Annotated in this window: 25 protein-coding genes and 1 other RNA gene; 24 read left to right on the top strand and 2 right to left on the bottom strand. The window is 66.5% G+C overall.

The window, feature by feature from the left end; all coding sequences use genetic code 11:
• Window positions 1-132 precede the first annotated feature (132 nt).
• From ffs to WS46_RS31405, 10 genes are all read left to right on the top strand, one after another.
• Window positions 133-231, top strand: an RNA gene (ffs, locus tag WS46_RS31450) — signal recognition particle sRNA small type.
• A gap of 127 nt (window positions 232-358) precedes the next feature.
• On the top strand, window positions 359-2,701 hold the full coding sequence (gene dnaX / locus WS46_RS31445; RefSeq protein ID WP_059693250.1) for a DNA polymerase III subunit gamma/tau: 2,343 nt from the start codon (window positions 359-361) through the stop codon (window positions 2,699-2,701).
• Between the two features lie 94 nt (window positions 2,702-2,795).
• A complete protein-coding gene (locus WS46_RS31440) occupies window positions 2,796-3,122 on the top strand; it encodes a YbaB/EbfC family nucleoid-associated protein (protein ID WP_006755698.1) in 327 nt (108 codons plus the stop codon).
• A gap of 31 nt (window positions 3,123-3,153) precedes the next feature.
• On the top strand, window positions 3,154-3,750 hold the full coding sequence (recR, locus tag WS46_RS31435) for a recombination mediator RecR (RefSeq protein WP_059693248.1): 597 nt from the start codon (window positions 3,154-3,156) through the stop codon (window positions 3,748-3,750).
• 48 nt (window positions 3,751-3,798) lie between these two features.
• Window positions 3,799-5,004 (top strand): CaiB/BaiF CoA-transferase family protein, encoded by a 1,206-nt coding sequence (locus WS46_RS31430; RefSeq protein ID WP_059693246.1) that lies wholly within the window; start codon window positions 3,799-3,801, stop codon window positions 5,002-5,004.
• 212 nt (window positions 5,005-5,216) lie between these two features.
• The gene (surE, locus tag WS46_RS31425) at window positions 5,217-5,978 is read left to right on the top strand and encodes a 5'/3'-nucleotidase SurE (protein WP_059693244.1); all 762 of its coding nucleotides are present in this window, start codon (window positions 5,217-5,219) and stop codon (window positions 5,976-5,978) included.
• Complete coding sequence (locus tag WS46_RS31420; RefSeq protein ID WP_059693241.1) at window positions 5,975-6,904, top strand: protein-L-isoaspartate(D-aspartate) O-methyltransferase; 930 nt, start codon at window positions 5,975-5,977, stop codon at window positions 6,902-6,904. The genes surE and WS46_RS31420 overlap by 4 nt, the downstream gene beginning before the upstream one ends.
• Window positions 6,905-6,909: 5 nt before the next feature.
• Window positions 6,910-7,791 (top strand): peptidoglycan DD-metalloendopeptidase family protein, encoded by an 882-nt coding sequence (locus tag WS46_RS31415; RefSeq protein WP_059693239.1) that lies wholly within the window; start codon window positions 6,910-6,912, stop codon window positions 7,789-7,791.
• A gap of 11 nt (window positions 7,792-7,802) precedes the next feature.
• Window positions 7,803-8,888, top strand: coding sequence for an RNA polymerase sigma factor RpoS (gene rpoS, locus WS46_RS31410; protein ID WP_059529914.1), 1,086 nt, complete (start codon window positions 7,803-7,805; stop codon window positions 8,886-8,888).
• 3 nt (window positions 8,889-8,891) lie between these two features.
• Window positions 8,892-9,668 carry a 3'-5' exonuclease gene (locus WS46_RS31405; protein WP_059529916.1) on the top strand — a complete coding sequence of 259 codons (777 nt, stop codon included), beginning with the start codon at window positions 8,892-8,894 and terminating at the stop codon, window positions 9,666-9,668.
• Between the two features lie 27 nt (window positions 9,669-9,695).
• Here the strand turns inward: WS46_RS31405 and WS46_RS31400 are convergent, their stop codons facing one another.
• Entirely contained in the window at window positions 9,696-10,550 is an 855-nt protein-coding gene (locus WS46_RS31400; RefSeq protein ID WP_059693236.1) for an endonuclease/exonuclease/phosphatase family protein, read from the bottom strand.
• A gap of 209 nt (window positions 10,551-10,759) precedes the next feature.
• Here WS46_RS31400 and rlmD point away from each other — a divergent pair, with 209 nt between their 5' ends.
• On the top strand, window positions 10,760-12,157 hold the full coding sequence (gene rlmD, locus WS46_RS31395) for a 23S rRNA (uracil(1939)-C(5))-methyltransferase RlmD (protein ID WP_082721843.1): 1,398 nt from the start codon (window positions 10,760-10,762) through the stop codon (window positions 12,155-12,157).
• 67 nt (window positions 12,158-12,224) lie between these two features.
• On the opposite strand, the gene WS46_RS31390 is transcribed toward rlmD, so the two are convergent.
• Window positions 12,225-12,923, bottom strand: a complete 699-nt coding sequence (locus tag WS46_RS31390) for a Bax inhibitor-1/YccA family protein (protein WP_059693234.1) — start codon at window positions 12,921-12,923, stop codon at window positions 12,225-12,227.
• Window positions 12,924-13,172: 249 nt separating this feature from the next.
• On the opposite strand from WS46_RS31390, the gene ndk reads away from it, so the two are divergent.
• The 13 genes from ndk to WS46_RS31325 all read left to right on the top strand — a co-directional run bounded on the left by ndk (window position 13,173) and on the right by WS46_RS31325 (window position 26,353).
• Window positions 13,173-13,598 (top strand): nucleoside-diphosphate kinase, encoded by a 426-nt coding sequence (gene ndk / locus WS46_RS31385; protein WP_006478674.1) that lies wholly within the window; start codon window positions 13,173-13,175, stop codon window positions 13,596-13,598.
• Window positions 13,599-13,653: 55 nt separating this feature from the next.
• Window positions 13,654-14,793 carry a 23S rRNA (adenine(2503)-C(2))-methyltransferase RlmN gene (gene rlmN, locus WS46_RS31380; RefSeq protein WP_014896906.1) on the top strand — a complete coding sequence of 380 codons (1,140 nt, stop codon included), beginning with the start codon at window positions 13,654-13,656 and terminating at the stop codon, window positions 14,791-14,793.
• 136 nt (window positions 14,794-14,929) lie between these two features.
• Window positions 14,930-15,955: a helix-turn-helix domain-containing protein gene (locus tag WS46_RS31375; RefSeq protein WP_059693232.1), complete on the top strand. Its 1,026-nt coding sequence runs from the start codon at window positions 14,930-14,932 to the stop codon at window positions 15,953-15,955.
• A 106-nt stretch (window positions 15,956-16,061) separates the two neighbouring features.
• Window positions 16,062-17,366 (top strand): flavodoxin-dependent (E)-4-hydroxy-3-methylbut-2-enyl-diphosphate synthase, encoded by a 1,305-nt coding sequence (gene ispG, locus WS46_RS31370; protein ID WP_027787235.1) that lies wholly within the window; start codon window positions 16,062-16,064, stop codon window positions 17,364-17,366.
• A gap of 21 nt (window positions 17,367-17,387) precedes the next feature.
• Window positions 17,388-18,728, top strand: coding sequence for a histidine--tRNA ligase (hisS, locus tag WS46_RS31365; RefSeq protein WP_044848982.1), 1,341 nt, complete (start codon window positions 17,388-17,390; stop codon window positions 18,726-18,728).
• A gap of 55 nt (window positions 18,729-18,783) precedes the next feature.
• Window positions 18,784-19,413, top strand: coding sequence for a tetratricopeptide repeat protein (locus WS46_RS31360; protein ID WP_059529930.1), 630 nt, complete (start codon window positions 18,784-18,786; stop codon window positions 19,411-19,413).
• 40 nt (window positions 19,414-19,453) lie between these two features.
• A complete protein-coding gene (bamB, locus tag WS46_RS31355) occupies window positions 19,454-20,599 on the top strand; it encodes an outer membrane protein assembly factor BamB (protein ID WP_059693230.1) in 1,146 nt (381 codons plus the stop codon).
• Between the two features lie 247 nt (window positions 20,600-20,846).
• The gene (der, locus tag WS46_RS31350) at window positions 20,847-22,184 is read left to right on the top strand and encodes a ribosome biogenesis GTPase Der (protein ID WP_044848985.1); all 1,338 of its coding nucleotides are present in this window, start codon (window positions 20,847-20,849) and stop codon (window positions 22,182-22,184) included.
• Between the two features lie 141 nt (window positions 22,185-22,325).
• Window positions 22,326-22,565, top strand: coding sequence for an RNA chaperone Hfq (gene hfq, locus WS46_RS31345; protein WP_006399927.1), 240 nt, complete (start codon window positions 22,326-22,328; stop codon window positions 22,563-22,565).
• Window positions 22,566-22,637: 72 nt separating this feature from the next.
• Window positions 22,638-23,813, top strand: a complete 1,176-nt coding sequence (gene hflX / locus WS46_RS31340; RefSeq protein WP_174908897.1) for a GTPase HflX — start codon at window positions 22,638-22,640, stop codon at window positions 23,811-23,813.
• A gap of 47 nt (window positions 23,814-23,860) precedes the next feature.
• Window positions 23,861-25,210 carry an FtsH protease activity modulator HflK gene (gene hflK / locus WS46_RS31335; RefSeq protein WP_059693228.1) on the top strand — a complete coding sequence of 450 codons (1,350 nt, stop codon included), beginning with the start codon at window positions 23,861-23,863 and terminating at the stop codon, window positions 25,208-25,210.
• 15 nt (window positions 25,211-25,225) lie between these two features.
• Window positions 25,226-26,125: a protease modulator HflC gene (gene hflC / locus WS46_RS31330; RefSeq protein WP_059529941.1), complete on the top strand. Its 900-nt coding sequence runs from the start codon at window positions 25,226-25,228 to the stop codon at window positions 26,123-26,125.
• 36 nt (window positions 26,126-26,161) lie between these two features.
• Window positions 26,162-26,353, top strand: a complete 192-nt coding sequence (locus WS46_RS31325; protein ID WP_009687995.1) for a DUF2065 domain-containing protein — start codon at window positions 26,162-26,164, stop codon at window positions 26,351-26,353.
• Window positions 26,354-26,394: the final 41 nt, after the last annotated feature.

The following is a 26,394-nucleotide window of genomic DNA, read 5'->3' as shown; positions in this document are numbered from 1 at the left end:
GAAACGTCACGATATATATTCGCAAGCCCGCGCTGGATCGGCGCGCCCGTACGCGCGTCGGTTTGCTCGATCTTTCGCTTTGTTGCGAACAAACGGTCGCATTCGGTAGCAAGCGGTGATAGAATATGCCGTGACGGGCCTCCTCGCATGGTGGGGCGGTGAACCTGGTCAGGTCGGGAACGAAGCAGCCACAATCGTTTTTCGCCAGTGCCGAGGGTCGGGCTCGTCACCTTTCCTCTCGCCCCGTTCGCCGGGCGTTTTTTATTTCTGCGTCATTCTGCGTTTTACCTGCGTGTTGCCCGTTTTCCGCACCGTTTCGCGTGTCGGCGCAACGCAGCGTTACTGATACAATTTCCCGATGACCTATCAAGTTCTCGCACGCAAGTGGCGTCCGAAGGATTTCGCTTCGCTCGTCGGCCAGGAGCACGTCGTCAGGGCGCTCACGCACGCGCTCGACGGCGGGCGTCTCCATCACGCCTATCTGTTTACCGGAACCCGCGGCGTCGGCAAGACGACGCTGTCGCGGATCTTCGCGAAGGCGCTCAACTGCGAAACCGGCGTCACGTCGCAGCCGTGCGGTGTGTGTCGCGCGTGCCGCGAGATCGACGAAGGCCGCTTCGTCGATTACGTCGAAATGGACGCGGCGAGCAACCGCGGCGTCGACGAAATGGCCGCGCTGCTCGAGCGCGCGGTGTACGCGCCCGTCGATGCGCGCTTCAAGGTCTACATGATCGACGAAGTGCACATGCTGACGAATCATGCGTTCAACGCGATGCTGAAGACGCTCGAGGAGCCGCCGCCGCACGTCAAGTTCATCCTCGCGACGACCGATCCGCAGAAGATTCCCGTCACCGTGCTGTCGCGCTGCCTGCAGTTCAACCTGAAGCAGATGCCGGCCGGGCACATCGTGTCGCATCTCGAACGGATCCTCGGCGAAGAGCGCATCTCGTTCGAGCAACAGGCGCTGCGCCTGCTCGCGCGTGCCGCGCAGGGCAGCATGCGCGATGCGCTGTCGCTGACCGATCAGGCGATCGCCTATTCGGCGAACGAAGTGACCGAATCGGCCGTGTCGGGCATGCTCGGCGCGCTCGACCAGACCTACATGGTGCGCCTGCTCGATGCGCTCGCGGCCGGCAACGGCCCGGAGATTCTCGCGATCGCCGACGAGATGTCGCTGCGCAGCCTGTCCTTTTCCACCGCGCTGCAGGATCTTGCGAGCCTGCTGCATCGGATCGCATGGGCGCAGTTCGCGCCGGGCTCGGTCCTCGACGAATGGCCGGAAGCGGCTGACCTGCGCCGCTTCGCGGAGACGCTGAGCCCCGAGCAGGTTCAACTGTTCTATCAGATCGCGACGGTCGGGCGCGCCGAGCTCGGCCTTGCACCGGACGAATACGCCGGCTTCACGATGACATTGCTGCGGATGCTCGCGTTCGAGCCGGCCGTCGGCGCCGGCAGTGCGCCGGGCGGTCAGCCGGCCGTGCCGCGTGCCGTATCCGCGCCCGCGTCGCCGCGTGTGGCTGCCGCCGCGTCGGCGGCGCCCAAGCCGTCTTCGGTACCGGCAGCCGCCGCGGACGCGGCGCGCCCGCAAGCGGCCGCTCCGGTCGCGCCTGCTGCGCGTCCGTCGCCGCCCCGGTCTGACGATCCCGTGACTCCGCCTGCCGTGAAGCCTGTTTCGACGCCGGCAGCGGCCGCGGCGCCGGTCGCGCCGCAGCCGGAAGCGAACGCGGCACCGCAAGCGGCGCCGACGAGCGATGCGTTGCCCGCGGTCCGCAACGAACCCGAATTGCCTGCTGCCGCCAAGCGCAACGACGAACCGGTGCCGGCTGCCGAACAGGCGCCGCGTGCAGTGCCGGCCGAGTCCGCCGCGCGCCCGTCGGCCCGCGGGGGTGCGGCTGCCGCACTCGACGTGCTGCGCAATGCCGGCATGCGCGTGTCGTCCGAGCGCTCGCGGACGGGCGGCGCGTCGAAACCGGCGCCGGCCCAACCGGCCCCGGAGAAACCGACGGCATCGCGACCTGCCGTGCAGGTGCCGACGCCGCGCGCGGCGGCACGCGCGCCGCAGCCGGCCGACACGCGTCAGGCCCCGCCGCCGTGGGAAGACATTCCGCCGGACGAATACGTGCCGCTCAGCGCCGACGAGATGTTCGGCGGTGCGGCGGACGACGGCTTCGTGCCGGTGTTCGACAGCGGCCCCGACGACGTGCGCATTGCGCCGAAGCCGGCTGAGGCCCGTCCGTCGGCACCGGTCGACACGCGCCCGCTGCCGCCCGCGATCGCGCTCGATCCGGTCGGTTTCGACGGCGAATGGCCGGCGCTGGCCGCACGGCTGCCGCTGAAGGGCGTCGCGTATCAGCTCGCGTTCAACAGCGAGCTGACGGCCGTCGACGCGACGACGTTGAAACTGTCCGTGCCGGTGCCGCAGTATGCGGACGCCGCCCAGGTCGCGAAGCTGAAGGCCGCCCTGGCCGACGCGCTCGGCAAGCCCGTCGAGGTCGCGGTCGAGGTCGGGCCCGCACGGCGCACCGCGGCGGCGCTGGATGCGGCCGCGCGTGCGGCACGCCAGCGCGAGGCCGAGCAGGACATCCATGGCGATCCGTTCGTCCAGCAACTCGTGCGTGACTTCGGCGCGCGTATCGTCGAAGGCTCGGTGCGGCCGCTCGCCGATTCGGCGCCGGACGGCACGCCCCCGACGCTGCATTGAACGAATCGCACCGCGACAGGCACAATCACGCCCGCACACATTGACCGGCACGCGCCGCGTGCCGGTTTTCACACGATCAAGAAGGAGTATTCCCATGTTGAAAGGCAACCTCGCCGGACTGATGAAGCAAGCGCAGCAAATGCAGGAAAACATGAAGAAGATGCAGGAGCAGCTTGCGCAGATCGAAGTCGAAGGGCAGTCGGGTGCCGGCCTCGTCAAGGTGACGATGACCTGCCGCAACGAAGTGCGTCGCGTGGCGATCGACCCGAGCCTGCTCGCGGACGACAAGGACATGCTCGAGGATCTGGTCGCGGCCGCGTTCAACGATGCCGTGCGCAAGGCCGAGGCGACGTCGCAGGAAAAGATGAGCGGCATGACGTCGGGCCTGCCGCTGCCCCCGGGCTTCAAGCTGCCGTTCTGAGCGCAGCGTCCGTTCAGCTTTCAGCCGCCGTATGAAACAGCCGTCCGCCCTGTCCGCGCTCGTCGAAGCGTTGCGCGTATTGCCCGGCGTCGGGCCGAAATCCGCGCAGCGCATGGCGTACCACCTGATGCAGCACGATCGGGAGGGCGCGGAGCGGCTCGGCCGGTCGCTGCTGTTCGCGACCGAGCACCTGCAGCACTGCGAGAAGTGCAATACGTTCACGGAAGCGCAGATCTGCGAGTTGTGCAGCGACGAGGAGCGTGATCCGACGCTGCTGTGTGTCGTCGAGACGCCGGCCGACCAGATCATGCTCGAGCAGACGATGACGTATCGCGGGCTGTATTTCGTGCTGATGGGGCGGCTGAGCCCGCTCGACGGGATCGGCCCGAAGGAAATCCATTTCGACCGCCTCGTGCGGCGCGCGTCCGACGGGATCGTCAAGGAGGTCGTGCTCGCGACCAACTTCACGAACGAGGGCGAAGCCACCGCGCACTACCTCGGCCAGACGCTGAAGGCGCGCGGGCTCGCGGTCACGCGCCTCGCGCGCGGCGTGCCGGTGGGCGGCGAGCTCGAATACGTCGACGCGGGCACGATCGCCCGCGCGATGCTCGACCGCCGCACGATGTAAGCCGGGCGCCGCCGGCCGGCGGCGCCGTTTCTCATGTCAGGGAGACACATGAGCACCAGCCAGGGCCCCCTCGCGGGCGTCAAAGTGCTCGAATTCGGGACGCTGATCGCGGGGCCGTTCGCGTCGCGCCTCTTTGCTGAATTCGGCGCGGAAGTGATCAAGATCGAGGATCCGAACGGCGGCGACCCGCTGCGCAAGTGGCGCAAGCTGCATCCGGAGCAGGGCGGCACGTCGTTGTGGTGGTCGGTCCAGGCACGCAACAAGAAATCGGTCACCCTCAACCTGAAATCCGATGCCGGCAAGACGATCGCGCGGCAGCTCGCGCGCGAGGCCGACATCGTGATCGAAAACTTCCGCCCGGGCCTGCTCGAGAAGCTCGGGCTCGGCTACGACGCGCTGTCGGCCGACAACCCCGGTCTCGTGATGGTGCGCCTGTCCGGCTACGGGCAGACGGGCCCGTACCGCGACCGGCCCGGCTTCGGCGCGATCGCCGAATCGATGGGCGGGTTGCGCCACATCACCGGCTATCCGGACCTGCCGCCGCCGCGCATCGGCATCTCGATCGGCGACTCGATCGCCGCGCTGCACGGCGTGATCGGCGCGCTGATGGCACTTCACCACCGCAAGGTGAACGGCGGCACGGGGCAGGTGGTCGACGTTGCACTGTATGAAGCGGTGTTCAACATGATGGAAAGCGTGGTGCCCGAGTACGGCGTGTACGGGATGGTGCGCGAGCGCACCGGTGCGTCGCTGCCGGGCATCGTGCCGTCGAACACCTACGCGTGCCGCGACGGCAGCATCGTGATCGGCGGCAACAGCGACCCGATCTTCAAGCGACTGATGAAGGCGATCGAACGCGACGATCTCGCCGACGATCCGGCGCTTGCACGGAACGACGGACGCGTGCCGCGCACGCAGGAGATCGACGATGCGATCGCCGCGTGGCTCGCGCCGCGCACGATCGACGAGGCGCTCGTCGTGCTCAACGCGGCCGACGTGCCGGCCGGGCGCATCTACAGCGCCGCAGACATGTTCACCGATCCGCAGTTCGTCGCGCGGCAGATGATCCAGCGTTTCAAGCTGGCCGACGGCACCGACATTCCGCTGCCGAACATCACGCCGAAGCTGTCCGACACGCCGGGCGAAACGCGCTGGCTCGGGCCCGAACTCGGCGAGCATACGGACGAGGTGCTGCGCGGCCTCGGCTACGACGCACAGGCGATCGCCGCGCTGCGCGAGGCAGGCGCGATCTGAGCGCCCCAAGGCCGGGCGCTTTGCGCCGGGTCTCCGGCGGGGCAACCTCTCCGGACGGGCACCCTTCGGGGCGGAAAACGCCGGGTGGCAAAACGTTGTCTCGCGTCTGCGGAACGCCGCCGCGCAATGCGGCGGCGCACCGTGCACGCAGGCCCGTCCGCAGCCGCCTGACTGTCGCTCTCGCGCCATCTTTCCTCGGTTACAATCGCCGGATGCGAATCCTACTCAGCAACGACGACGGCTATCTCGCCCCCGGTCTCGCCGCGCTCAGCGACGCGCTGCAGCCGCTTGCCGACCTCACGGTGATCGCGCCCGAGCAGAACTGCAGCGGCGCATCGAATTCCCTCACGCTGTCGCGGCCGCTGTCGGTGCAGCGCGCGACGAATACGGGTTTCTTCTACGTGAACGGCACGCCGACCGATTCGGTGCACGTCGCGTTGACGGGGATGGCCGACGCGAGGCCCGACCTCGTCGTGTCCGGGATCAACAACGGCCAGAACATGGGCGAAGACACGCTCTATTCAGGGACAGTTGCGGCCGCCACCGAAGGCATCATGTTCGGCGTGCCGGCCATCGCGTTTTCTCTGGCCGAGAAGGGCTGGGCGCATCTGACGGACGCGGCGCGCGTCGCCGCCGAAATCGTCGAACACTATCTCGCGCATCCGCTGCCCGGTCAGCCGCTGCTGAACGTCAATATTCCGAATCTGCCGTACGACGAACTGAGAGGCTGGCAGGTCACGCGCCTCGGCAAGCGTCACCCGTCCCAGCCGGTGATTCGCCAGACCGACCCGCGCGGCGAACCAGTCTACTGGATCGGTGCCGCGGGTGCGGCGCTGGACGCGAGCGAAGGCACCGATTTCCACGCCGTCGCAAACGGTTTCGTATCGATCACGCCGCTGCAGCTCGATCTCACGCATACGCAAATGCTGCCTGCGACGCGCGAATGGGTGCGCGCAGGAGGGCGGGCTTCATGAGCGGCGAGCGCGCGAAGCGGTTTCCGCTCGCGCTCGAAGATCTCAAGCGAGCGCCACGCAAATCGGAAGGCCGGGCCGGCGAACGCCATGCGGCGGGCGCGGTGCCGAAGGCCGTCGACAAGTCCGCCACCGTGCTGAAGCCGGTGGCGGTGAAGACGGGCGTCGCCCGCCCGGTGCACGGCACGACCGCCGCGAAGCCGGCGACCGCGCCGAAACCGACCGTGCCGAAGCCCGCGATGCCCAAGCCGGCTGCGCCGAGCGTCGCGCCGGCCGGTGCGTTCGCGCTGACGTCGGAACGTGTGCGCGAGCGCATGGTCGAACGCCTGCGCGCGAACGGCGTGACCGACGCGCGCGTGCTGGATGCGATGGCCGCGGTGCCGCGCCACATGTTCGTGGATCCGGGGCTCGCGACGCAGGCCTATGAGGATGCCGCGCTGCCGATCGGCCACCAGCAAACGATTTCAAAGCCGTCGGTCGTCGCGCGCATGATCGAGCTCGCGATGGCCGGCCGCACGCTCGAGCGCGTCCTCGAGATCGGCACCGGTTGCGGCTACCAGGCCGCGGTGCTGAGTCACGTGGCGCGCGACGTGTATTCGATTGAACGCATCAAGCCGCTCTACGAGCGCGCGAAGCTGAACCTGCGGCCGCTGCGCGTGCCGAACATCCGTCTGCATTACGGCGACGGGCGTGTCGGCCTGCCGGCTGCGGGCCCGTTCGACGCGATCGTGATCGCGGCGGCGGGGCTCGACGTGCCGCAGGCGCTGCTCGAGCAACTCGCGATCGGCGGGCGGCTCGTCGCGCCGGTCGGCGCGCAGAGCGGGCAGCCCCAGGTGCTCACGCTCGTCGAGCGCGTCGCGCACGCGCAATGGCGGGAGTCGCGGCTTGATCGCGTTTTCTTTGTCCCTTTAAAATCCGGAGTGATTTGAAACCGATGAGTATGTTGCGCGCGATGCAAAACAACCGAACCAGGGAACCGCTCACGTTCGCCCAGCGCGCGATCTGTGTGGCTGCGTTCTCCACGCTACTGGCCGCCTGTGCGACGCGGCTCGACAACGCGCCCGTCGTCGACCGCTCCGGAACGCTCGGCACGACCGCCGCCGCGCAGCCGGCGGTGCCGCTCGGCCCGCCGCCGCCCGGCTTCTACCGTGTGAAACCGGGCGATACGCTGTACCGGATCGCGCTCGAAAACGGGCAGAATTATCGCGACATCGCCACGTGGAACAACCTGGCGAACCCGAACCAGATCGAAGTCGACCAATTGCTGCGCGTCGCGCCGCCGGGCGGTGCCGCGGTTGCCGGCTCGCCGGCTGCCGCGCCGATCGCCGGCGCTGCCGTCGCGACCGCACCGCTCAGCAGCGGTCCCGCGACGTCGGCCGCGGGCTCGTCGTCCGCGAGCACGCCGCCGGCTGCCGCCGCATCGAGCGATACGGCCGCAGCGCCCAGCGGCCCCGTGACGTTTGCATGGCCCGTGCGCGGCCCGGTGCTGAACGGTTTCGACGACGCGAAGAACAAGGGCGTCAATATCGGCGGCACGTCCGGCGAGGCCGTGAAGGCGGCGGCCGACGGCCGCGTCGTCTACTCGGGCAACGGCCTGCGTGGTTACGGCAACCTCATTATCATCAAGCACGATGCAACTTACCTCACAGCGTATGCACACAATCGCGCTTTGATGGTAAAAGAGGGGGACGCGGTGACGAAGGGGCAAAAGATCGCCGAGATGGGTAACAGCGATGCCGACCGCGTGATGCTGCATTTCGAGGTTCGCCGGCAGGGTAAACCTGTCGATCCGCTGAAGTATTTGCCGCCTCAATAACCGAGACGACCATGCCGAAATCGAAGCGCCACGAGCCGCAAGCCGAGTCTGAGAAGATCAGTCGTGCCACGCAAGCATCGGCGGAGCGAGCTGGCGCTTCGACGGACGACGAAGACGACGTCGCGGAAAACGAACGTGATCTCGAGGCGCGCGACGCCGAAACGGACGGCGACGACGAGCGCGAAGGCCGTGCGGAAGCCGCGCCCGACGTCGACGATTTCCGCGCATTGCTGCAGGCCGAACTCACGGCCGACACGATCCAGCATTACCTGAATCGCATCAGCGTGAAGCCGCTCCTGACCGTCGAGGAGGAGCAGCGCTATTCGCGTCTCGCGAAGGCTGGCGAATTCGAGGCGCGGCAGGTGATGATCGAGCGCAACCTGCGTCTCGTCGTCAGCATCGCGAAGGGTTACCTGAACCGCGGCGTGCCATTGCTCGACCTGATCGAGGAAGGCAACCTCGGCCTGATGCACGCGATCGAGAAATTCGACCCGACGCGCGGCTTTCGTTTCTCGACCTACGCGACGTGGTGGATCCGCCAGAGCATCGAACGGGCGATCATGAACCAGGCTCGCACCGTGCGCCTGCCCGTGCACGTGATCCGCGAACTGAACCAGGTGCTGCGTGCGAAGCGCCACCTCGAAAAGAATTCGATGTCGACGGGCGAGGCGGCCGAGCGCCGCGAAGCCAGCATCGACGACATCGCCTATCTCACCGGCAAGACCGCCGAGGAAGTCACCGACATCCTCGCGCTCAACGAGCACACCGCGTCGCTCGACGCACCGCTCGATCTCGATCCCGCGAGCAGCCTGCTCGACCTGCTGCCCGACGACCAGAGCCAGTCGCCCGACGCCGAGGTGCAGCACCGCGAACTCGAGACGCTGACGCGCGCGTGGCTGTCGCGGCTGTCCGACAAGCATCGGCACGTGATCGAGCGCCGCTTCGGCCTGAACCACATCGAACCGGCCACGCTCGAGGAGCTGGCCGACGAGATGGGGCTCACGCGCGAGCGCGTGCGGCAGATCCAGCAGGAAGCGCTGGTGCGCCTCAAGCGGTTCTTTGCCTCCAACGGCGTGCGCAAGGACGCCGTTCTGTAACCGATGACTCCGATTCTCGTTTTTGACATCGAGACCATTCCCGATGTCGACGGCATTCGCCGTCTGGAAGACCTGCCCGCGACGCTCGACGATGCCGCGGTGGCCGAACATGCGTTCGCCGCGCGCCGCGAGAAGACCGGCAGCGATTTCCTGCCGCATCACCTGCAGCGCATCGCGGCGATTTCCTGCGTGTTCCGTGACAACAACGGTTTTCGCGTGCGCTCGCTGGGCACGCCCCAGGACAACGAGGCGACGCTGGTCCAGTCGTTCTATCGCGTGATCGAGAAATACACGCCGCAGCTCGTGTCGTGGAACGGCGGCGGCTTCGATCTGCCGGTGCTCCACTACCGTGCGCTCGTGCACGGGATCCCCGCGACGCGCTACTGGGATCTGGGCGAGGACGACCGCGACTTCAAGTGGAACAACTACATCTCGCGCTATCACTCGCGACACACCGATCTGATGGACGTGCTCGCGATGTATCAGGCGCGCGCGAATGCGCCGCTCGACGCGCTTGCGAAGCTGTGCGGTTTTCCGGGCAAGCTCGGGATGGACGGCAGCCAGGTGTGGCCCGCGTTCCAGGACGGCCGGATCGAGGAAATCCGCAACTATTGCGAAACCGACGTCGTTAATACTTACCTGCTGTATTGCCGGTTCCAGTTGATGCGCGGTGGCCTGACGCCGAGTGAATATGCTGACGAGATCCTGCTCGTGAAGAACGCGCTGGCACAGGAGCCCGCGTCGCATTGGGCCGAATACCTGGCCGGCTTCGAGGTGTGATGCGGGCGGCTCGCGCCGCGGCAGCGATCAATCGAATTCGAGCACGACAGGCTGGTGATCCGACGCGCGCAGGTCGCCGTCGATCTCGCAGCGCGTGATGCGTGGCAGCAGCGTATCGGTCACGAACACGAAATCGCATGCGAGCGGTCCTTCCGACCATTGCGCCGTATCGTAGACGCCGGCAGTCGGCGGCGGCGTGCAGCCCGGGTGGCGGGCAATCCACGCATCGGCGAACGGCGGCGCGTCGGCGATCGGCGCCAGCATGCGCCGGTACGCATCGCTGTCGAACGCGCTGTTGAAATCGCCGCAGACGATTGCGTCGCGCGGCTGGCCGGTCGCGCTGAACGGCCCCGTCGCGTTTTCCGCCGGCGCGGGCCGGTCCGCGTGGGCGCAGGCCTCGCGATGCCGATCACGCAACGCATCGACCTGCGCGAGTCGCTGGCGCGCCGAATAGAATTCGAGGTGCGTCGTGACGACCCGCAGCGGGCCCGACGGCGTTACCAGCTCGACGTCGAGCGCGACACGCGGCATTGACGGTGCGCCCGCGTCCGCCGGCCACGGCAGCAGGTGGCGCAGCACGCGCCGGACGGGTAGCCGGGACGCGATCGCATTGCCGAACTGGCGGCGCGGCGCGCCGGGTTCGAGCGCCGGCAAGTCGGCGCCGATCGCGTCGACGATCGTATAGCCGGGCAGCAACGCCGCCAGTTCGGCGAACTGGTCGGGGCCCGGCCGGCCGGGCAGGGCGCCGAAGCCGCGCGTCACTTCCTGCAGACACAACACGTCGAAGTCGCCGAGCCCGCGGGCGGCGGCGATGGTGCGGGGGAGGTCGACGACGCCGTCCGCGTCCCGACCCCATTGAACGTTCCAGTCGATCAGTCGCATGGTCGAGTCTCCTGAGTCTTCCGCGAGCAGAACCTGTGCCGCCCATGGCCTGGCGCGGGACGCGGCGCATGCGGGCCGGCGGCAGGCCGTTCCTGCATGACGCCGCGCGGTAGACGCATCCATCTGGACGCTTGCGCCACGAAAGCAGGCGATGCGGGCTTTCGTCGTCTACAATCTCGCCTTCTTCAACGTTTTGTCAGGAAAAGCTGGTGTCCGAAGCCGTCCCCACTTCTGCGCGCAAATCGAAAAATGCGCCCGTCGCGCCCGGGCCTGCCCCGGTTCTCGAGATCGAATCGCTCGACATGGAAGCGCGCGGTGTCGGCCGCACGACGACCGAAGACGGCTCGCCGGGCAAGGTCATCTTCGTCGAGGGCGCACTGCCCGGCGAGCGCGTGACCTATTCGAGCTATCGTCGCAAGCCGAGCTACGAGCAGGCGACCGTTGTCGATATTCTGCGCCCGAGCGTGCTGCGCACGCAGCCGAAGTGCAAATTCTTCGGCACCTGCGGCGGCTGCTCGATGCAGCACCTCGACATGCGTGCGCAGGTGGCGATCAAGCAGCGCGTGCTCGAGGACAACCTGTGGCACCTGTCGAAGCTGCGCGCCGAGACAGTGTTCGCGCCGATCCACGGCCCGTCGTGGGGCTACCGCTACCGTGCGCGCCTGACCGTGCGCAACGTCGCGAAGAAGGGCGGCGTGCTGGTTGGATTCCATGAAAAGAAGAGCAGCTATGTCGCCGATATGACGAGCTGCGAAGTGCTGCCGCCGCACGTGTCGGCGATGCTCGTGCCGCTGCGTCGGCTGGTGGAGGGGCTGTCGATCCGTGACCGGATGCCGCAGATCGAGCTTGCGGTCGGTTCGCAAGTCACGGCGCTGGTGTTGCGCGTGCTGGAGCCGATCAATGCGGATGACGAAGCGCTGCTGCGCGCGTTCGCGGACGAGCACAAGGTGCAGTTCTGGCTTCAGCCGAAGGGCCCGGACACGGTCACGCCGTTCTATCCGCTCGACGTGCCGCTCGACTACACGCTGCCGGAGTTCGGCATCCGCATGCCGTTCAAGCCGACCGACTTCACGCAGGTCAACCATCAGATCAACCGCGTGCTGGTGGGCCGCGCACTGCGCCTGCTCGCGCCGTCGCGCGACGATCGCGTGCTCGACCTGTTCTGCGGGATCGGCAACTTCACGCTGCCGCTGGCGCGGCTGTCGCGCGAGGTGATGGGCATCGAAGGTAGCGAGACGCTGACGACGCGCGCGCTGGCGAATGCGCGCGAGAACGGTGTCGACGGGCACACGACGTTCGCGTGCCGGAACCTGTTCGAGGTCACGGGCGACGACCTTCGTGCGCTCGGCGCGTTCGACAAGTTCCTGATCGATCCGCCGCGCGAAGGCGCGCTCGCAGTGTCGAAGGCGCTGGCCGAAATCGCGCAGAGCGGCGAAGGCCCGCTGCCGAAGCGCATCGTCTACGTATCGTGCAACCCGTCGACGCTCGCGCGCGACGCGGGCCTGCTCGTGCACGAGGCCGGCTATCGGCTGAAGGGTGCCGGGGTCGTGAACATGTTCCCGAATACGTCGCACGTCGAATCGATCGCGCTGTTCGAGCGCGACTGAGCGGACGGGCTGCGGACGTAAAAAAACCGGCCCTCGAGGCCGGTTTTTTCATGGTGTGCAGCGACCGTCAGTTGCGGTTGCCGCCGAAGATGCCCAGCAGCGCGAGCAGGTTCGTGAACACGTTGTACAGATCGAGGTAGATCGCAAGCGTAGCCGAGATGTAGTTCGTCTCGCCGCCGTTCACGACGCGCTGGACGTCGAACAGCATGTAGGCCGAGAAGATCGCGATCGCGAGCACGGACACGGTGAGCATCAGCGCCGGCAGTTGCAGGAAGATGTTCGCGACCGAGGCAAGCAGGATCACGATCACGCCCATGAACAGCCACTTGCCGAGCCCCGAGAAGTCACGCTTGCTGATCGTGGCGATCGTCGCCATCGCGGCGAAGATGATGCCGGTGCCGCCGAACGCGAGCATGATCAGCGACGGGCCGTTCGAGAAGCCGAGGATGAAGCTCAGCAGGCGCGACAGCATCAGGCCCATGAAGAACGTGAAGCCGAGCAGCACGAACACGCCGGCCGCGCTGTTTTTCGTCCGCTCGATCGCGAACATGAAGCCGAACGCGATCGCGAAGAACGCAAGCAGGCTCATCATCGGGCTCGTGGCCGCGAACAGCGAGAAGCCCGTCGCGACGCCGACCCATGCGCCCAGCACCGTCGGCACCATCGACAGCGCGAGCAGCCAGTACGTGTTCCGCAGCACGCGATTGCGAACCTCCGCGGTGCTGACGGAGCCGCCGCGGCCGAAATTGTACGGATAGTCGTTCATGGTTTCTCCTAACATTGAACGCGTGGGCGTCCCGGGCCGGTTCGGCGCACGCGGTGTGCGGCGCAGCAAACCGGAGCAGCTATGGCTAAGATACGTTCCGCGCCGCGAGGTTTCAATGGCCGGCGGCGCAAAAACATATGGATTCTGAACCTTTCACTCGTGTAAGGGTTCAATCGCAATGATACACGGGATCGTGCTACAATAGCGGATTCATTTGAACCTGTAACTTCTTAATTTCTTGGAGTTTTTATGGCAATCGAGCGCACCCTGTCGATCATCAAGCCGGATGCGGTGGCAAAGAACGTGATCGGCCAGATCTACAGCCGTTTCGAAGGCGCCGGCCTGAAGATCGTCGCATCGCGCATGGCACACCTGTCGCGTGCGGACGCAGAGAAGTTCTACGCAGTTCACGCAGCACGTCCGTTCTTCAAGGATCTCGTCGATTTCATGATCTCGGGCCCGGTGATGATCCAGGTTCTGGAAGGTGAAGGCGCGATCCTGAAGAACCGCGACCTGATGGGCGCGACGGATCCGAAGAAGGCGGAAAAGGGCACGATCCGCGCCGACTTCGCCGACAGCATCGACGCGAACGCCGTGCACGGCTCGGACGCTGCCGAAACGGCCGCGGTCGAAATCGCGTTCTTCTTCCCGGAAATGAACGTCTACTCGCGCTAAGCCCTGGCTGGCAACAAGTAGGCAGGATTCAGCGCACGCGGCAAGGCAGCACATCATGACGAGCGAAACTTCCGTCAATCTTCTCGACTTCGATGCCGAGGGTCTTGTCGCGTACTGCGGCAGCCTCGGCGAGAAGCCGTTCCGCGCCAAGCAGTTGCAGCGCTGGATCCATCAGTACAACGCCGGCGACTTCGACGGCATGACCGACCTTGCGAAGTCCCTGAGAGAAAAGCTCAAGGGCCGCGCGTCGATCGTGATGCCCGATATCGTCAGCGATCACGTTTCCACCGACGGCACGCGCAAGTGGCTGATCGACGTCGGAAACGGCAATGCGGTCGAAACCGTTTTCATCCCGGAAGAGACGCGCGGCACGCTGTGCGTGTCGTCGCAGGCTGGGTGTGCGGTCAACTGCCGCTTCTGCTCGACGGGCAAGCAGGGTTTCTCCCGCAATCTGTCGACAGCCGAAATCATCGGCCAGCTCCGGATGGCCGAATTTGCACTGCGTGCGTCGCTTGGTCGCGCGCCCGGTCCGAACGGCAAGGCCGAACGGGTCGTCACCAACGTGGTGATGATGGGCATGGGCGAGCCGCTGCTGAACTACAGCGCGGTCGTGCCCGCGATGCGGCTGATGCTTGACGACAACGCCTACGGCCTGTCGCGCCGCCGCGTCACGTTGTCGACGTCCGGCGTGGTGCCGATGATGGACCGCCTCGGCGCCGAACTGCCGGTCGCGCTCGCTGTTTCGCTGCACGCGCCGAACGACGCGCTGCGCGACGAGCTGGTGCCGCTCAACAAGAAGCATCCGCTTCGCGAGCTGATGGCCGCGTGCCAGCGTTATCTGAAAGTTGCGCCACGCGACTTCATTACTTTCGAATACTGCATGCTCGACGGCGTCAACGACACCGAAGCGCATGCGCGCGAACTGCTGGCCGTCACGCGCGACGTGCCCTGCAAGTTCAATCTGATCCCGTTCAATCCGTTTCCGGAATCGGGCCTCATCCGCTCGAAGCCGGAGCAGATCAAGCGTTTCGCACAGGTCCTCATCGACGCGGGTGTCGTCACGACCGTGCGCAAGACGCGCGGCGACGACATTGACGCCGCGTGCGGCCAGCTGGCCGGCGCCGTGAAGGATCGCACGCGACTGGCGGAGCGAACGGGCGCAGCAGCAAAAATCATCGAAGTTCGGGCGGTTTGACGGGGATGCCCGAACCTTTTGGCGGTACAACACGCGAATAGCGATCGGTCGCGGCGCCTCGGCGCCGCGCATGATATGGACGGTTGCGGGGGCCGGCGGCGCCCGCCAGTGAAGAAGAATCGACGCGAGGACAAGGATGAGTGAGCCGCAGCCGACAAACGGCGCAGAGACGAATGCCGCGAAGCCGGCGCAGGCAGGGCTTGAAACGCTGGCAGCCGTCGGCAGCCGGCTGGCGCAGCTCCGGGAAGCCAAGGGTTGGACGGTCGACGACGTGTCGGCGCGGCTCAAGGTCGCCCCGCAGAAGCTGCGTGCGCTCGAGGCAGGCGACATCAGCCATTTGCCCGGCGTGACGTTCGCGCTCGGCGTCGTGCGCAGCTACGCGAAAATGCTTGGTGTCGATCCCGAGCCGTTTGCGCAGGCATTGCGCCGCGAGCGGGGCGTGCCGGAGGTCGATCTGTCGATGCCTGCGTCGTCGGGGACGGATCTGCCGCGTGGTCGCGTGTCGATTCCGCTCGGCGGCTCGTCGCGCCATCATCCGTGGCTGTGGGGAACGGCGATCGTTGTTGTCGCGGTGATCGCGGTGCTCATGTGGCACACTGGCGGCGATTCGTCGAGCTGGCTCGCGCGCTTCAAGGGCGGCGGCGACACCGAACGTGCGTCGGTGGCGAGCGCGCCGGCGGCGTCTTCCGCCGAAGAGGCGGCCGCGGGCGGTGCGTCGACGGCAGTCGGCAACGACGTCCCGGCGCAGGTTGCAGCATCCGCCGCGGCACCGCAGGTCGTTGCGTCGGCTGCTCCGGTTGCTTCAGCCCCGGCCCCGACGGCCGTCGCGCCTGCGTCGCAACCGATCGTCGCGACGGCAGCGGCGAGCAGCGCGGCCGCGGCGGTGCAGCCCGCGAGCGTCGTGGTGGCGGCAGGCCAGTCGATGGTCGAACTGAAGGTCAAGCAGGATTGCTGGTTCAGCGTGCGCGACAAGAGCGGCAAGGAGCTGTTCTCGGCGCTGGTGCGGGCCGGCGAGACGAAGCAGGTTGCCGGCGACGGGCCGTTCAAGGTGACGATCGGCAACAAGGCAGGTCTTGATTCGGTCGCGTTCGACGGAAAACCTGTCGATCCGGCGAAATATTCGGCAGCGCGGGGTAACGTGGCGCGGTTCACGCTGCCCTGACGTCAAGCGCCGTGACGCAGGTCTGTCCTGGACAGGCCGCGAGGGCACGGCGCTTTTTCAATTCATGCGCCGCCTCGCGGCGCATTCCGCGTAAATGGATCTATCGATGCAATCCGAAGCTCAATCCCCACGCAGCAGTCAGATTTGTTCAACCGAGCCGGTGTTCGGCGGGCATCAGCCGCGTCGCGTGTCGCATGCGGTGGATGTTCGTTGGGGCGGGCAGCTCGTGACGATCGGCGGCGATGCGCCGGTGCGCGTGCAGTCGATGACGAATACGGACACGGCCGATGCGATCGGCACGGCGATCCAGATCAAGGAGCTCGCGAACGCGGGCTCCGAACTGGTGCGTATCACGGTCAATACGCCGGAGGCCGCGGCCGCCGTGCCGGCGATCCGCGAGCAGCTCGACCGGATGGGTGTGACCGTCCCGCTCGTCGGAGATTTTCACTACAACGGCCACCTGCTGCTGCGCGACTATCCGGGCTGCGCGGAGTCGCTGTCGAAGTACCGGATCAACCCGGGTAACGTCGGCCAGGGCGCGAAGCGCGACACGCAGTTCGCGCAGATGATCGAAGCCGCGGCGAAGTACGACAAGCCGGTGCGGATCGGCGTGAACTGGGGCAGCCTCGACCAGGATCTGCTCGCGCGCATGATGGACGAGAACGGCGCGCGTTCGCAGCCGTGGGATGCGCAGAGCGTGATGTACGAGGCGCTGATCCAGTCGGCGATCGGCTCGGCCGAGCGCGCGGTCGAACTGGGTCTCGGCCGTGACCGCATCGTGCTGTCGTGCAAGGTCAGCGGCGTGCAGGACCTGATCGCCGTGTACCGTGAGCTCGGCCGCCGCTGCGGCTTCGCGCTGCACCTCGGTCTGACCGAGGCCGGCATGGGCTCGAAGGGCATCGTCGCTTCGACGGCCGCGCTCGGCGTGCTGCTGCAGGAAGGGATCGGCGACACGATCCGCATTTCGCTGACGCCGGAGCCGGGCGCGTCGCGCACGGGCGAAGTGATCGTCGGCCAGGAAATCCTGCAGACGATGGGCCTGCGCTCGTTCGCGCCGATGGTGATCGCGTGCCCGGGCTGCGGCCGCACGACGAGCACGCTGTTCCAGGAACTCGCGATGCAGATCCAGACCTATCTGCGTGAGCAGATGCCGGTTTGGCGCAAGGAATATCCGGGTGTCGAGAAGATGAACGTCGCGGTGATGGGCTGCATCGTCAACGGCCCGGGCGAGTCGAAGCACGCGAACATCGGCATCAGCCTGCCGGGTTCGGGCGAAAACCCGGCCGCGCCCGTCTTCATCGACGGCGAGAAGGTCAAGACGCTGCGCGGTGAGCGGATCGCCGAGGAATTCCAGCAGATCGTCAGCGACTACGTCGCACGCAATTACGGCCGCACCGAGGCCCTGAACTAAATTCGTCCACACACACGAACGATGACTGAACAGAAACGCAAGATCGAGAAGCTCACCGGCGTCAAGGGCATGAACGACATCCTCCCGCAGGATGCCGGCCTCTGGGAGTTCTTCGAAGCTACCGTGAAATCGCTGCTGCGCGCGTACGGCTATCAGAACATCCGCACGCCGATCGTCGAACATACGCAGCTCTTCACGCGCGGCATCGGCGAAGTCACGGACATCGTCGAGAAGGAGATGTACAGCTTCACCGACGCGCTGAACGGCGAGAACCTGACGATGCGCCCGGAAAACACCGCAGCCGTCGTGCGTGCGTCGATCGAGCACAACATGCTGTATGACGGCCCGAAGCGTCTGTGGTACATCGGCCCGATGTTCCGTCACGAGCGTCCGCAGCGCGGCCGCTACCGCCAGTTTCACCAGGTCGGCGTCGAGGCGCTCGGCTTCGCGGGCCCGGATGCGGATGCCGAGATCATCATGATGTGCCAGCGCCTGTGGGACGACCTCGGCCTGACCGGCATCAAGCTCGAGATCAATTCGCTCGGCCTCGCCGAAGAGCGTGCCGCGCACCGCGTCGAACTGATCAAGTATCTCGAGCAGTTCGCCGATGTCCTGGACGAGGACGCCAAGCGTCGCCTGTATACGAACCCGCTGCGCGTGCTCGACACGAAGAACCCCGCGCTGCAGGAAATCGCGCAGAACGCGCCGAAGCTGATCGACTTCCTGGGCGACGAGTCGCGTGCCCACTTCGAAGGGCTGCAGCGCCTGCTGCTCGCGAACAACATCCCGTTCAAGATCAACCCGCGTCTCGTGCGCGGCCTCGACTACTACAATCTGACCGTGTTCGAGTGGGTGACCGACAAGCTCGGCGCGCAGGGCACGGTCGCGGCCGGCGGCCGCTACGATCCGCTGATCGAGCAGCTCGGCGGCAAGCCGACCGCCGCGTGCGGCTGGGCGATGGGCATCGAGCGCATTCTCGAGCTGCTGAAGGAAGAGGATCTCGCGCCCGAGCAGGAAGGTGTCGACGTGTACGTGGTGCACCAGGGTGAGACGGCGCGCGAACAGGCGTTCATCGCGGCCGAGCGTCTGCGCGATACGGGCCTCGACGTGATTTTCCACTGCAGCGCCGATGGCGGCCCGGCAAGCTTCAAGTCGCAGATGAAGCGGGCCGATGCGAGCGGTGCCGCGTTCGCGGTGATCTTCGGCGAAGAAGAGGTCGCGAACGGCACGGTCGGCGTGAAAGCGTTGCGCGGTGCGGGCGAGGACGGGGAAAAGAACGTTCAGCAGACCGTACCGGTCGAAAGCTTGACCGAATTCCTAATCAATGCGATGGTTGCATCCGCCGAAGACGGCGACGACTGATCGCGCTGGCATTCGCTCGACAAGAAAAGCCTGAAAAGGAAGGAATCGCTCGCCGATGAGTTATCACGACGAACAAGAATCGATTGAAAGTCTCAAGGCGTGGTGGGCCCGCTGGGGCAACCTCACCACGTGGATCGTGCTCGCGGCGCTGGTCGTCGCGGCCGGTTTCAACGGCTGGAATTACTGGCAGCGCCGTCAGGCCGCCGAGGCTTCCGGGTTGTACGAGCAGGTGCAGAAGGCCGCCGCCGCGAATGACAAGGCGACGATGGCTCGCGCGGCCGCCGACATGGAAAGCAAGTTCGGCAGCACGCCGTATGCGCAGATGACCGCACTGTCGGCGGCGAAGACGTTGTACGCGGCCGGCGACGCCGCCGGCGCGAAGGCGCAGTTGCAATGGGCCGTCGATCACGCCAAGGACGACGAGTACAAGCAGATCGCGAAACTGCGTCTCGCATCGCTGCTGCTCGACGAGAAGGCGTACGATGCGGGCCTCGCGCTGCTGTCCGGCACGCCGGTCGATGCATTCAAGGGCCTCGTGGCCGATCGCCGTGGCGATCTGCTTGCGGCGCAAGGCAAGACCGACGATGCGCGCGCCGCGTACAAGCTCGCGCTCGCCGGCCTGTCGCAGGACGACCAGTCCGCGCGTCAGCTCGTGCAGTTCAAGCTCGATGCGCTCGGCGGCTGATCCCGGCCCCCTCAACCTCTTAACTCTGCTTCGCTAACCGATGAATTTGCTGAAACGTTACGCTGTGCCCGTAGCCTGCGCGGCGGCTGTCCTGGCATTGGCGGCCTGCTCGTCGTCGAAGGACGCGCGCCGCGTGCCGACGCCGCTCACCGAGTTCAAGCCCGTCATGGACGTGCAACAGGTCTGGAAGGCGAGCGTCGGCAAGGGCGGGCGCTATCTGTTCTCGCCGGTGGCCGTTGGCGACGCCGTCTACGCGGCGGGCGAGAACGGTTCGGTCGAGAAGATCGACGCGAAGACGGGCCAGACGCTGTGGCGCGCGAAGGTCGGTTCGGACCTGTCGGCCGGGGTCGGCAGTGATGGCAACCTGACCGCGGTCGGCGCGTTGAAGGGCGGCGTGTTCGTGCTGGGCCCCGACGGCAAGCAGCTGTGGAAGACGAGCGTGCAGGGCGAGATCTTCTCGCCGCCGCTGGTCGGCAACGGTCTCGTGATCGTGCGCACGATCGACGGCCAAGTGATCGCGTTCAACGCGCAGACGGGCGAACAGAAGTGGAACTACCGCAATCGCGCGGTGCCGCTGAACCTGCGCGTGTCGGCCGGCATGACCTTCGCGGGCGATGCGGCTGTGCTGGCGGGCTTCCCCGGCGGCGGTCTCGTCGCGATCAACCTGCAGACGGGCGAGCCGTTCTGGCAGACGCCCGTGTCGTTCCCGAAGGGCGTGACCGAAGTGGAGCGCATCAACGACGTCAGCGGTCCGCCGACGCTCGTGGGTGCCGAAGCGTGCGCGGTCACGTTCCAGGGCCAGCTCGGCTGCTTCGACGCGAACTCGGGCCGTCCGCTGTGGGAAAAGGCGTTCTCGAGCCGCAGCGGTCTCGCGCAGGACGATTCGGTCGTCGCCGGCGGCGACGACTGGTCGGTCGTGACGGCCTACGACGCGGCGAGCGGCAACCAGCTCTGGCGTAACGACAAGCTGAAGAGCCGCGACGTCGGCGTGCCCTACCTGCTCGGCCATGCGGTCGTGATGGGCGATTATCAGGGCTTCGTGCACTTCCTGTCGCGCGAGGACGGCAGCTTCATCGCCCGAATGAAGACCGACGGCAGCGCGATCACCGCGGCGCCGGTCCTGGCGGGCAATACGCTCGTCGTGCAGACGAGGGACGGTGGTCTGTACGGGTTCCGTCCGCGCTGACGCGCACGTAACAGGCGCGACCGTGGCGCTGCGGGCTCGTCCCGCGCGCCGCGGTCGCGCGACATGAAGGCGGCCGGTGTCCCCGGCCGCTCGGTATTTGAAAGGCTGTTCGAAACGAAAGACGACGGCGCGCAACGCGCGCCCGGCGCGCGCATCCGGCGCGGCGCGAATTCGTGATATTTTCATTCAGCGCAGCCGCCCGCAGCAGCGGGCCTCCCGCTGCTGCGCATCACCGTAGAAAGCACAGATGAAACCGGTCATTGCCCTCGTTGGGCGCCCCAATGTGGGGAAATCCACGCTGTTCAACCGGCTCACGCGTTCGCGCGATGCGCTGGTCGCCGACTTGCCGGGCCTGACGCGCGATCGCCATTATGGCGAAGGGCGGGTCGGCGCACGGCCGTATCTGGTCGTCGATACCGGCGGCTTCGAGCCCGTCGCGAAGGACGGCATCCTGCACGAGATGGCACGTCAGACGCGCCAGGCCGTCGAGGAAGCCGACGTCGTCGTGTTCATCGTCGACGGCCGTAACGGCCTCGCGCCGCAGGACAAGTCGATCGCCGACTACCTGCGCAAGACTGGCCGGCCGATCTTCCTGGTCGTCAACAAGGCCGAGGGGATGAAGTACACGGCGGTCGCGACGGACTTCTACGAGCTCGGGCTCGGCGATCCGCGCGCGATCTCGGCCGCGCACGGCGACGGCGTGACCGACATGATCAACGAGGCGCTGGAAGTCGCATACGCGGGCCAGCCCGAGGAAGCGGACGAGGACGATCCGTCGCGCGGCATCAAGATCGCGATCGTTGGCCGGCCGAACGTCGGCAAGTCGACGCTCGTGAACGCGCTGATCGGCGAGGACCGCGTGATCGCGTTCGACATGCCAGGCACGACGCGCGATTCGATCTACGTCGACTTCGAGCGCAACGGCAAGAAATATACGTTGATCGACACCGCGGGCCTGCGCCGCCGCGGCAAGGTGTTCGAGGCGATCGAGAAATTCTCGGTCGTGAAGACGCTGCAGTCGATCTCGGACGCGAACGTCGTCATTCTTCTGCTGGATGCGCAGCAGGACATTTCCGACCAGGACGCGCACATCGCCGGCTTCGTCGTCGAACAGGGCCGCGCGCTCGTGATCGGCGTCAACAAGTGGGACGGTCTCGACGATCACGCACGCGATCGCGCGAAAGCGGATTTGACCCGCAAGCTGAAATTCCTCGACTTCGCGAAATCGCACTACATTTCGGCCGCGAAGAAGACCGGCATCGGCGCGCTGATGCGCTCGGTCGACGACGCGTACGCGGCGGCGATGGCGAAACTGCCGACGCCGAAGCTCACGCGCGCGCTGATCGAGGCCGTCGAGTTCCAGCAGCCGCGACGTCGCGGTCCGGTGCGTCCGAAGCTGCGCTACGCGCACCAGGGCGGCCAGAATCCGCCGCTGATCGTCATCCATGGCAACGCGCTCGACGCCGTGACGGAAACCTACAAGCGTTACCTCGAAAACCGATTCCGCGAAACTTTCTCACTGACCGGGACTCCATTGCGCATAGAGTTCCGTTCGTCGAACAACCCGTACGCGGACAAGGGCTGAAGCATGTCCTGCAAGGGATAGGCCGCATGGCCTACGCCCGGGCGGGGCATGCAAAATCGGCTATAGTGTAGCGATTGGCGCCGGATCTCTTTTTCTTCGTCGCCAATCCAGATCAACCTGCAAAAAAAGATGGAGTACGCCATGAGCAACAAAGGGCAATTGTTACAAGACCCGTTTTTGAACGCACTGCGCAAAGAGCACGTTCCCGTTTCGATCTATCTCGTCAACGGCATCAAGCTGCAAGGGAACATTGAATCGTTCGACCAGTACGTCGTGTTGCTCCGTAATACGGTGACCCAGATGGTCTACAAGCACGCCATCTCGACGGTCGTGCCGGCGCGCCCGGTGAATTTCCACCCGGACGCGGAAGCCTCGTCCTAACCCATCGCAGCGGCCGGCGTCCGGTCGCCGCGAGCGACCGATGCCAGCCGCCTTATCTTGACACCCGATAATTTGATCAACGCAGCGCTCGTCGGCATCGACTTCGGCAAGACCGATTTCGAAGCCAGCCTCGAAGAACTCAGTCTTCTCGCCTCCAGTGCGGGGGCCCGTCCCGCCGTCACCCTCACGGGTCGTCGCGCCAGTCCCGATGCCAAGATGTTCATCGGCAGCGGCAAAGCCGAAGAATTGCGGCTTGCCTGCGACGCGCACAACGTCGAAATCGTCATCTTCAACCACGCACTGGCACCGGCCCAGCAACGCAATCTGGAGCAGGCGCTTAACAGGCGGGTGGTCGATCGCACGAGCCTCATCCTCGATATCTTCGCGCAGCGTGCCCGCAGCCACGAAGGCAAGCTGCAGGTCGAGCTGGCGCAGCTGCAATACCTGTCGACCCGCCTGATTCGCGCGTGGACCCACCTGGAGCGGCAAAAGGGCGGTATCGGCCTGCGCGGCCCCGGGGAAACCCAGCTCGAAACCGACCGCCGGTTGATCGGCGAGCGCATCAAGATGCTGAAGTCGCGGCTCGACCGGCTGCGCAGGCAGCACAGCACGCAGCGTCGTCAGCGCGCGCGCAGCGGCACGATGTCGGTGTCGCTCGTCGGCTATACGAACGCGGGCAAGTCGACGCTGTTCAATGCGCTGACGAAAGCGCAGGCCTATGCGGCCGACCAGCTGTTTGCCACGCTCGATACGACGTCGCGGCGCGTGTACCTCGGCGACGAGGCAGGTCAGATTGTCGTATCCGATACGGTCGGGTTCATTCGCGAACTGCCTCACCAATTGGTTGCCGCGTTTCGCGCGACCCTCGAGGAAACGATCCATGCGGATCTGCTGCTGCACGTCGTCGACGCGTCGAGCGCGGTGCGGCTCGAACAGATCGAGCAGGTGAACGGCGTGCTGCACGAGATCGGTGCGGACACGATCCGGCAGGTGCTGGTGTTCAACAAGATCGACGCCGTGCCCGAGCTGGCGGCCCGCGGCGACGCGGTCGAGCGGGACGAGTATGGTAATATTTCGCGCGTCTTTTTGAGCGCACGCACCGGTCAGGGTCTTGATGCGTTGCGTGCCGCCATCGCCGAGATCGCCTCCGCGGAACACCTTTCCGGCGCGACGTTACCCAACGGCGCGCTCGACGGCGCACCCGCTGAACCACACGAAGACCACACGATTTCCGAACACGGGCGCTAACCGGTCCCGGCCGGTTCGCCGGCGTCTAATCTGGTGAACAAACTCTGGTGAACGAATACAACGAGCGGAGTACCTGGCGGCGGATGCGCGCCTTGCTGTCGATCAACGATCCCCGCTGGGGGCGCGGCGAAGGCAAGGGCAACGACGGATCCCGTCCGCGTGCGAATGAATCGAAGCGTCCGCCCGGTGGCGACGGTGACGGTCCGCCCGATCTCGACGAGATGTGGCGCAACTTCAACCGGCGTCTGAGCGGCCTGTTCGGCGGCAAGGGCGGCAACGGCTTCCGGCCCGACAATGGCCGGGCCGCGCGCGTCGGCGTCGGCATCGTGATCGGCGTGCTGGTCGCGGTCTACGCGGGCAGCGGGCTGTTCGTCGTGCAGGACGGCCAGACGGGCGTCGTGCTGCAGTTCGGCAAGTTGTCCGGCACGGTAGGCCAGGGCGTGCACTGGCGCGCACCGTATCCGTTCGCGTCGCACGAGATCGTCGACACGTCGCAGGTCCGTTCGATCGAGATCGGCCGCAACAACGTCGTGCGTCTCGCGAACGTGAAGGAAGCGGCGATGCTGACGCGCGACGCCGACATCGTCGACGTGCGTTTCATCGTCCAGTATCGGATTCGTTCGGCAACCGACTACCTGTTCCGCAGCGTCGATCCGGAGCGCAGTGTGTCGCAGGCCGCCCAGGCCGCGGTGCGCGCGATCGTCGGCACGCGCAGCGCGGCCGACATGCTGAACCAGGATCGCGATGCACTGCGCGAGCAATTGTCCGCCGCGATCCAGCGCGATCTCGATCGCTACCAATCGGGCCTCGAGATCACGGCCGTCACGATGCAGAGCGTCGCGGCGCCTGAGCAGACGCAGGCCGCGTACGCCGAAGTCGCGAAGGCGCGCGAAGATCGCGAGGCCGCGAAGCGTGCCGCGCAGGCCTATGCGAACGACCTGCTGCCGAAGGCGCAGGGCAATGCCGCGAAACTCGCCGACGAAGCGAAGGCGTATGCCGATCGCGTGGTCACGGAGGCAGAGGGCGACGCCGACCGGTTCAAGCAGGTCTATGCACAGTATTCGAAGGCGCCCGCGGTGATCCGCGAGCGGATGTACCTCGAGACGATGCAGGAAATCTATTCGAACGCGACGAAAGTGTTCGTCGGCAACAAGGGTGGCAACAGCGTCGTGTATCTGCCGCTCGACAAGCTCGTCGAGCAGGGGCGACAAGACGCCGCGAATGCCACGACGCCTGCCGGTGCGTCCGCGCCCGTCGCGGCTTCGGCTCCGGCCGCCGCTGCGTCGAGCGCACCCGCGAGCGCGGCTTCGGGCGCAGCGGCGCCCGCACCGGGCAGCGACGTGCTGCGGTCGCGCGAAGCGTTCCGCAGCCGCTCGCGTGAAGACGATACGAAGTAACGGAGAGCGCAGAACATGAACCGAATCATTGCGCTCGTCGTCGCAATCGTGATCGCCGCCTTCGCGGCATCGTCGACCGTCCTGACCGTCGACCCGCGCCACACTGCCGTGCTGTCGGGCCGCGACGGCGCGCAACCCGAACTCGCGGGCCCCGGCATCCATTTCAAGCTGCCGCCGCCGCTGCAAACGGCGACGCTGATCGACACGCGCCTGCAATCGCTCGAGTCGTCGGATCCGCTGCAATTGGCGACCGAAGACAAGCACGACCTGCTCGTCGCGTATGCGGTCAAGTACCGGATCAGCGATCCGATGAAGTATTTCACGGCGACGGGCGGCGACCCGGCGGCCGCCACCGAGCGTCTGGCCGGCGCGCTGAAGAGCGCACTCGGCGACGCGTTCGGCAAGCGTGCGCTCGACGACGCGCTCGGCGGCCAGCGCGACATCGCCAATGCGGCGCGCGACGCGGTGCGCGCGAAGGCGTCGGGCTTCGGCGTCGACGTGGTCGACGTGCAGTTGACGCGCGTCGACTTGCCGGCTGCGCAGACGGATGCCGTCTATCAGCGGATGATTGCCGCGCTGCGCGACCAGGCCGCACGGGTGCGCGCGGATGGCGCCGCCGATGTCGAGCAGATCAAGGCCGACGCGGAACGCGAACAGCAGGCGGTGCTCGCGAATGCGTACAAGTCCGCGCAGACGATCAAGGGCGAGGGCGACGCGAAGGCCGCGTCGATCGCCGCCGATGCGTTCGGCCGCGATCCGCAGTTCTACCAGTTCTACGCGAGCCTGCAGGCTTACCGGAATACCTTCAAGCGCAACGACATCATCGTCGTCGACCCCGACAGCGAGTTTTTCCGTTTCATGCGCAGCCCGACGGGCGGTGCCGCACCGGCGGCACCCGCTCCCCGCAAACACTGACCTTGGGGCGCCGCGTCGAGCGGCGCCGTCGCTCGCATGGATCTGGCTGGCTCGTTGTTGCTCGCGGTAGCACTGATGCTGATCATCGAGGGGGCGTTCCCCTTCGTGTTTCCCGTCGCCTGGCGCGACACGTTTCGTAGAATAGCGGAGCGGCCGCCGCATCATATCCGGATCGGCGGGCTCATCGTGATGGCGCTCGGGCTCGTCCTGCTGCTGCTCGCCACCTGATCCGGACGGCGCACCCGCCGTTCGTTCCGCCCGATTTCCGA

Origin of the sequence: Burkholderia sp. RF4-BP95 (assembly GCF_001521985.1) — a bacterium.
GTDB lineage: Bacteria > Pseudomonadota > Gammaproteobacteria > Burkholderiales > Burkholderiaceae > Burkholderia > Burkholderia diffusa.
This window is presented reverse-complemented; position numbering and strand designations above follow the sequence as displayed.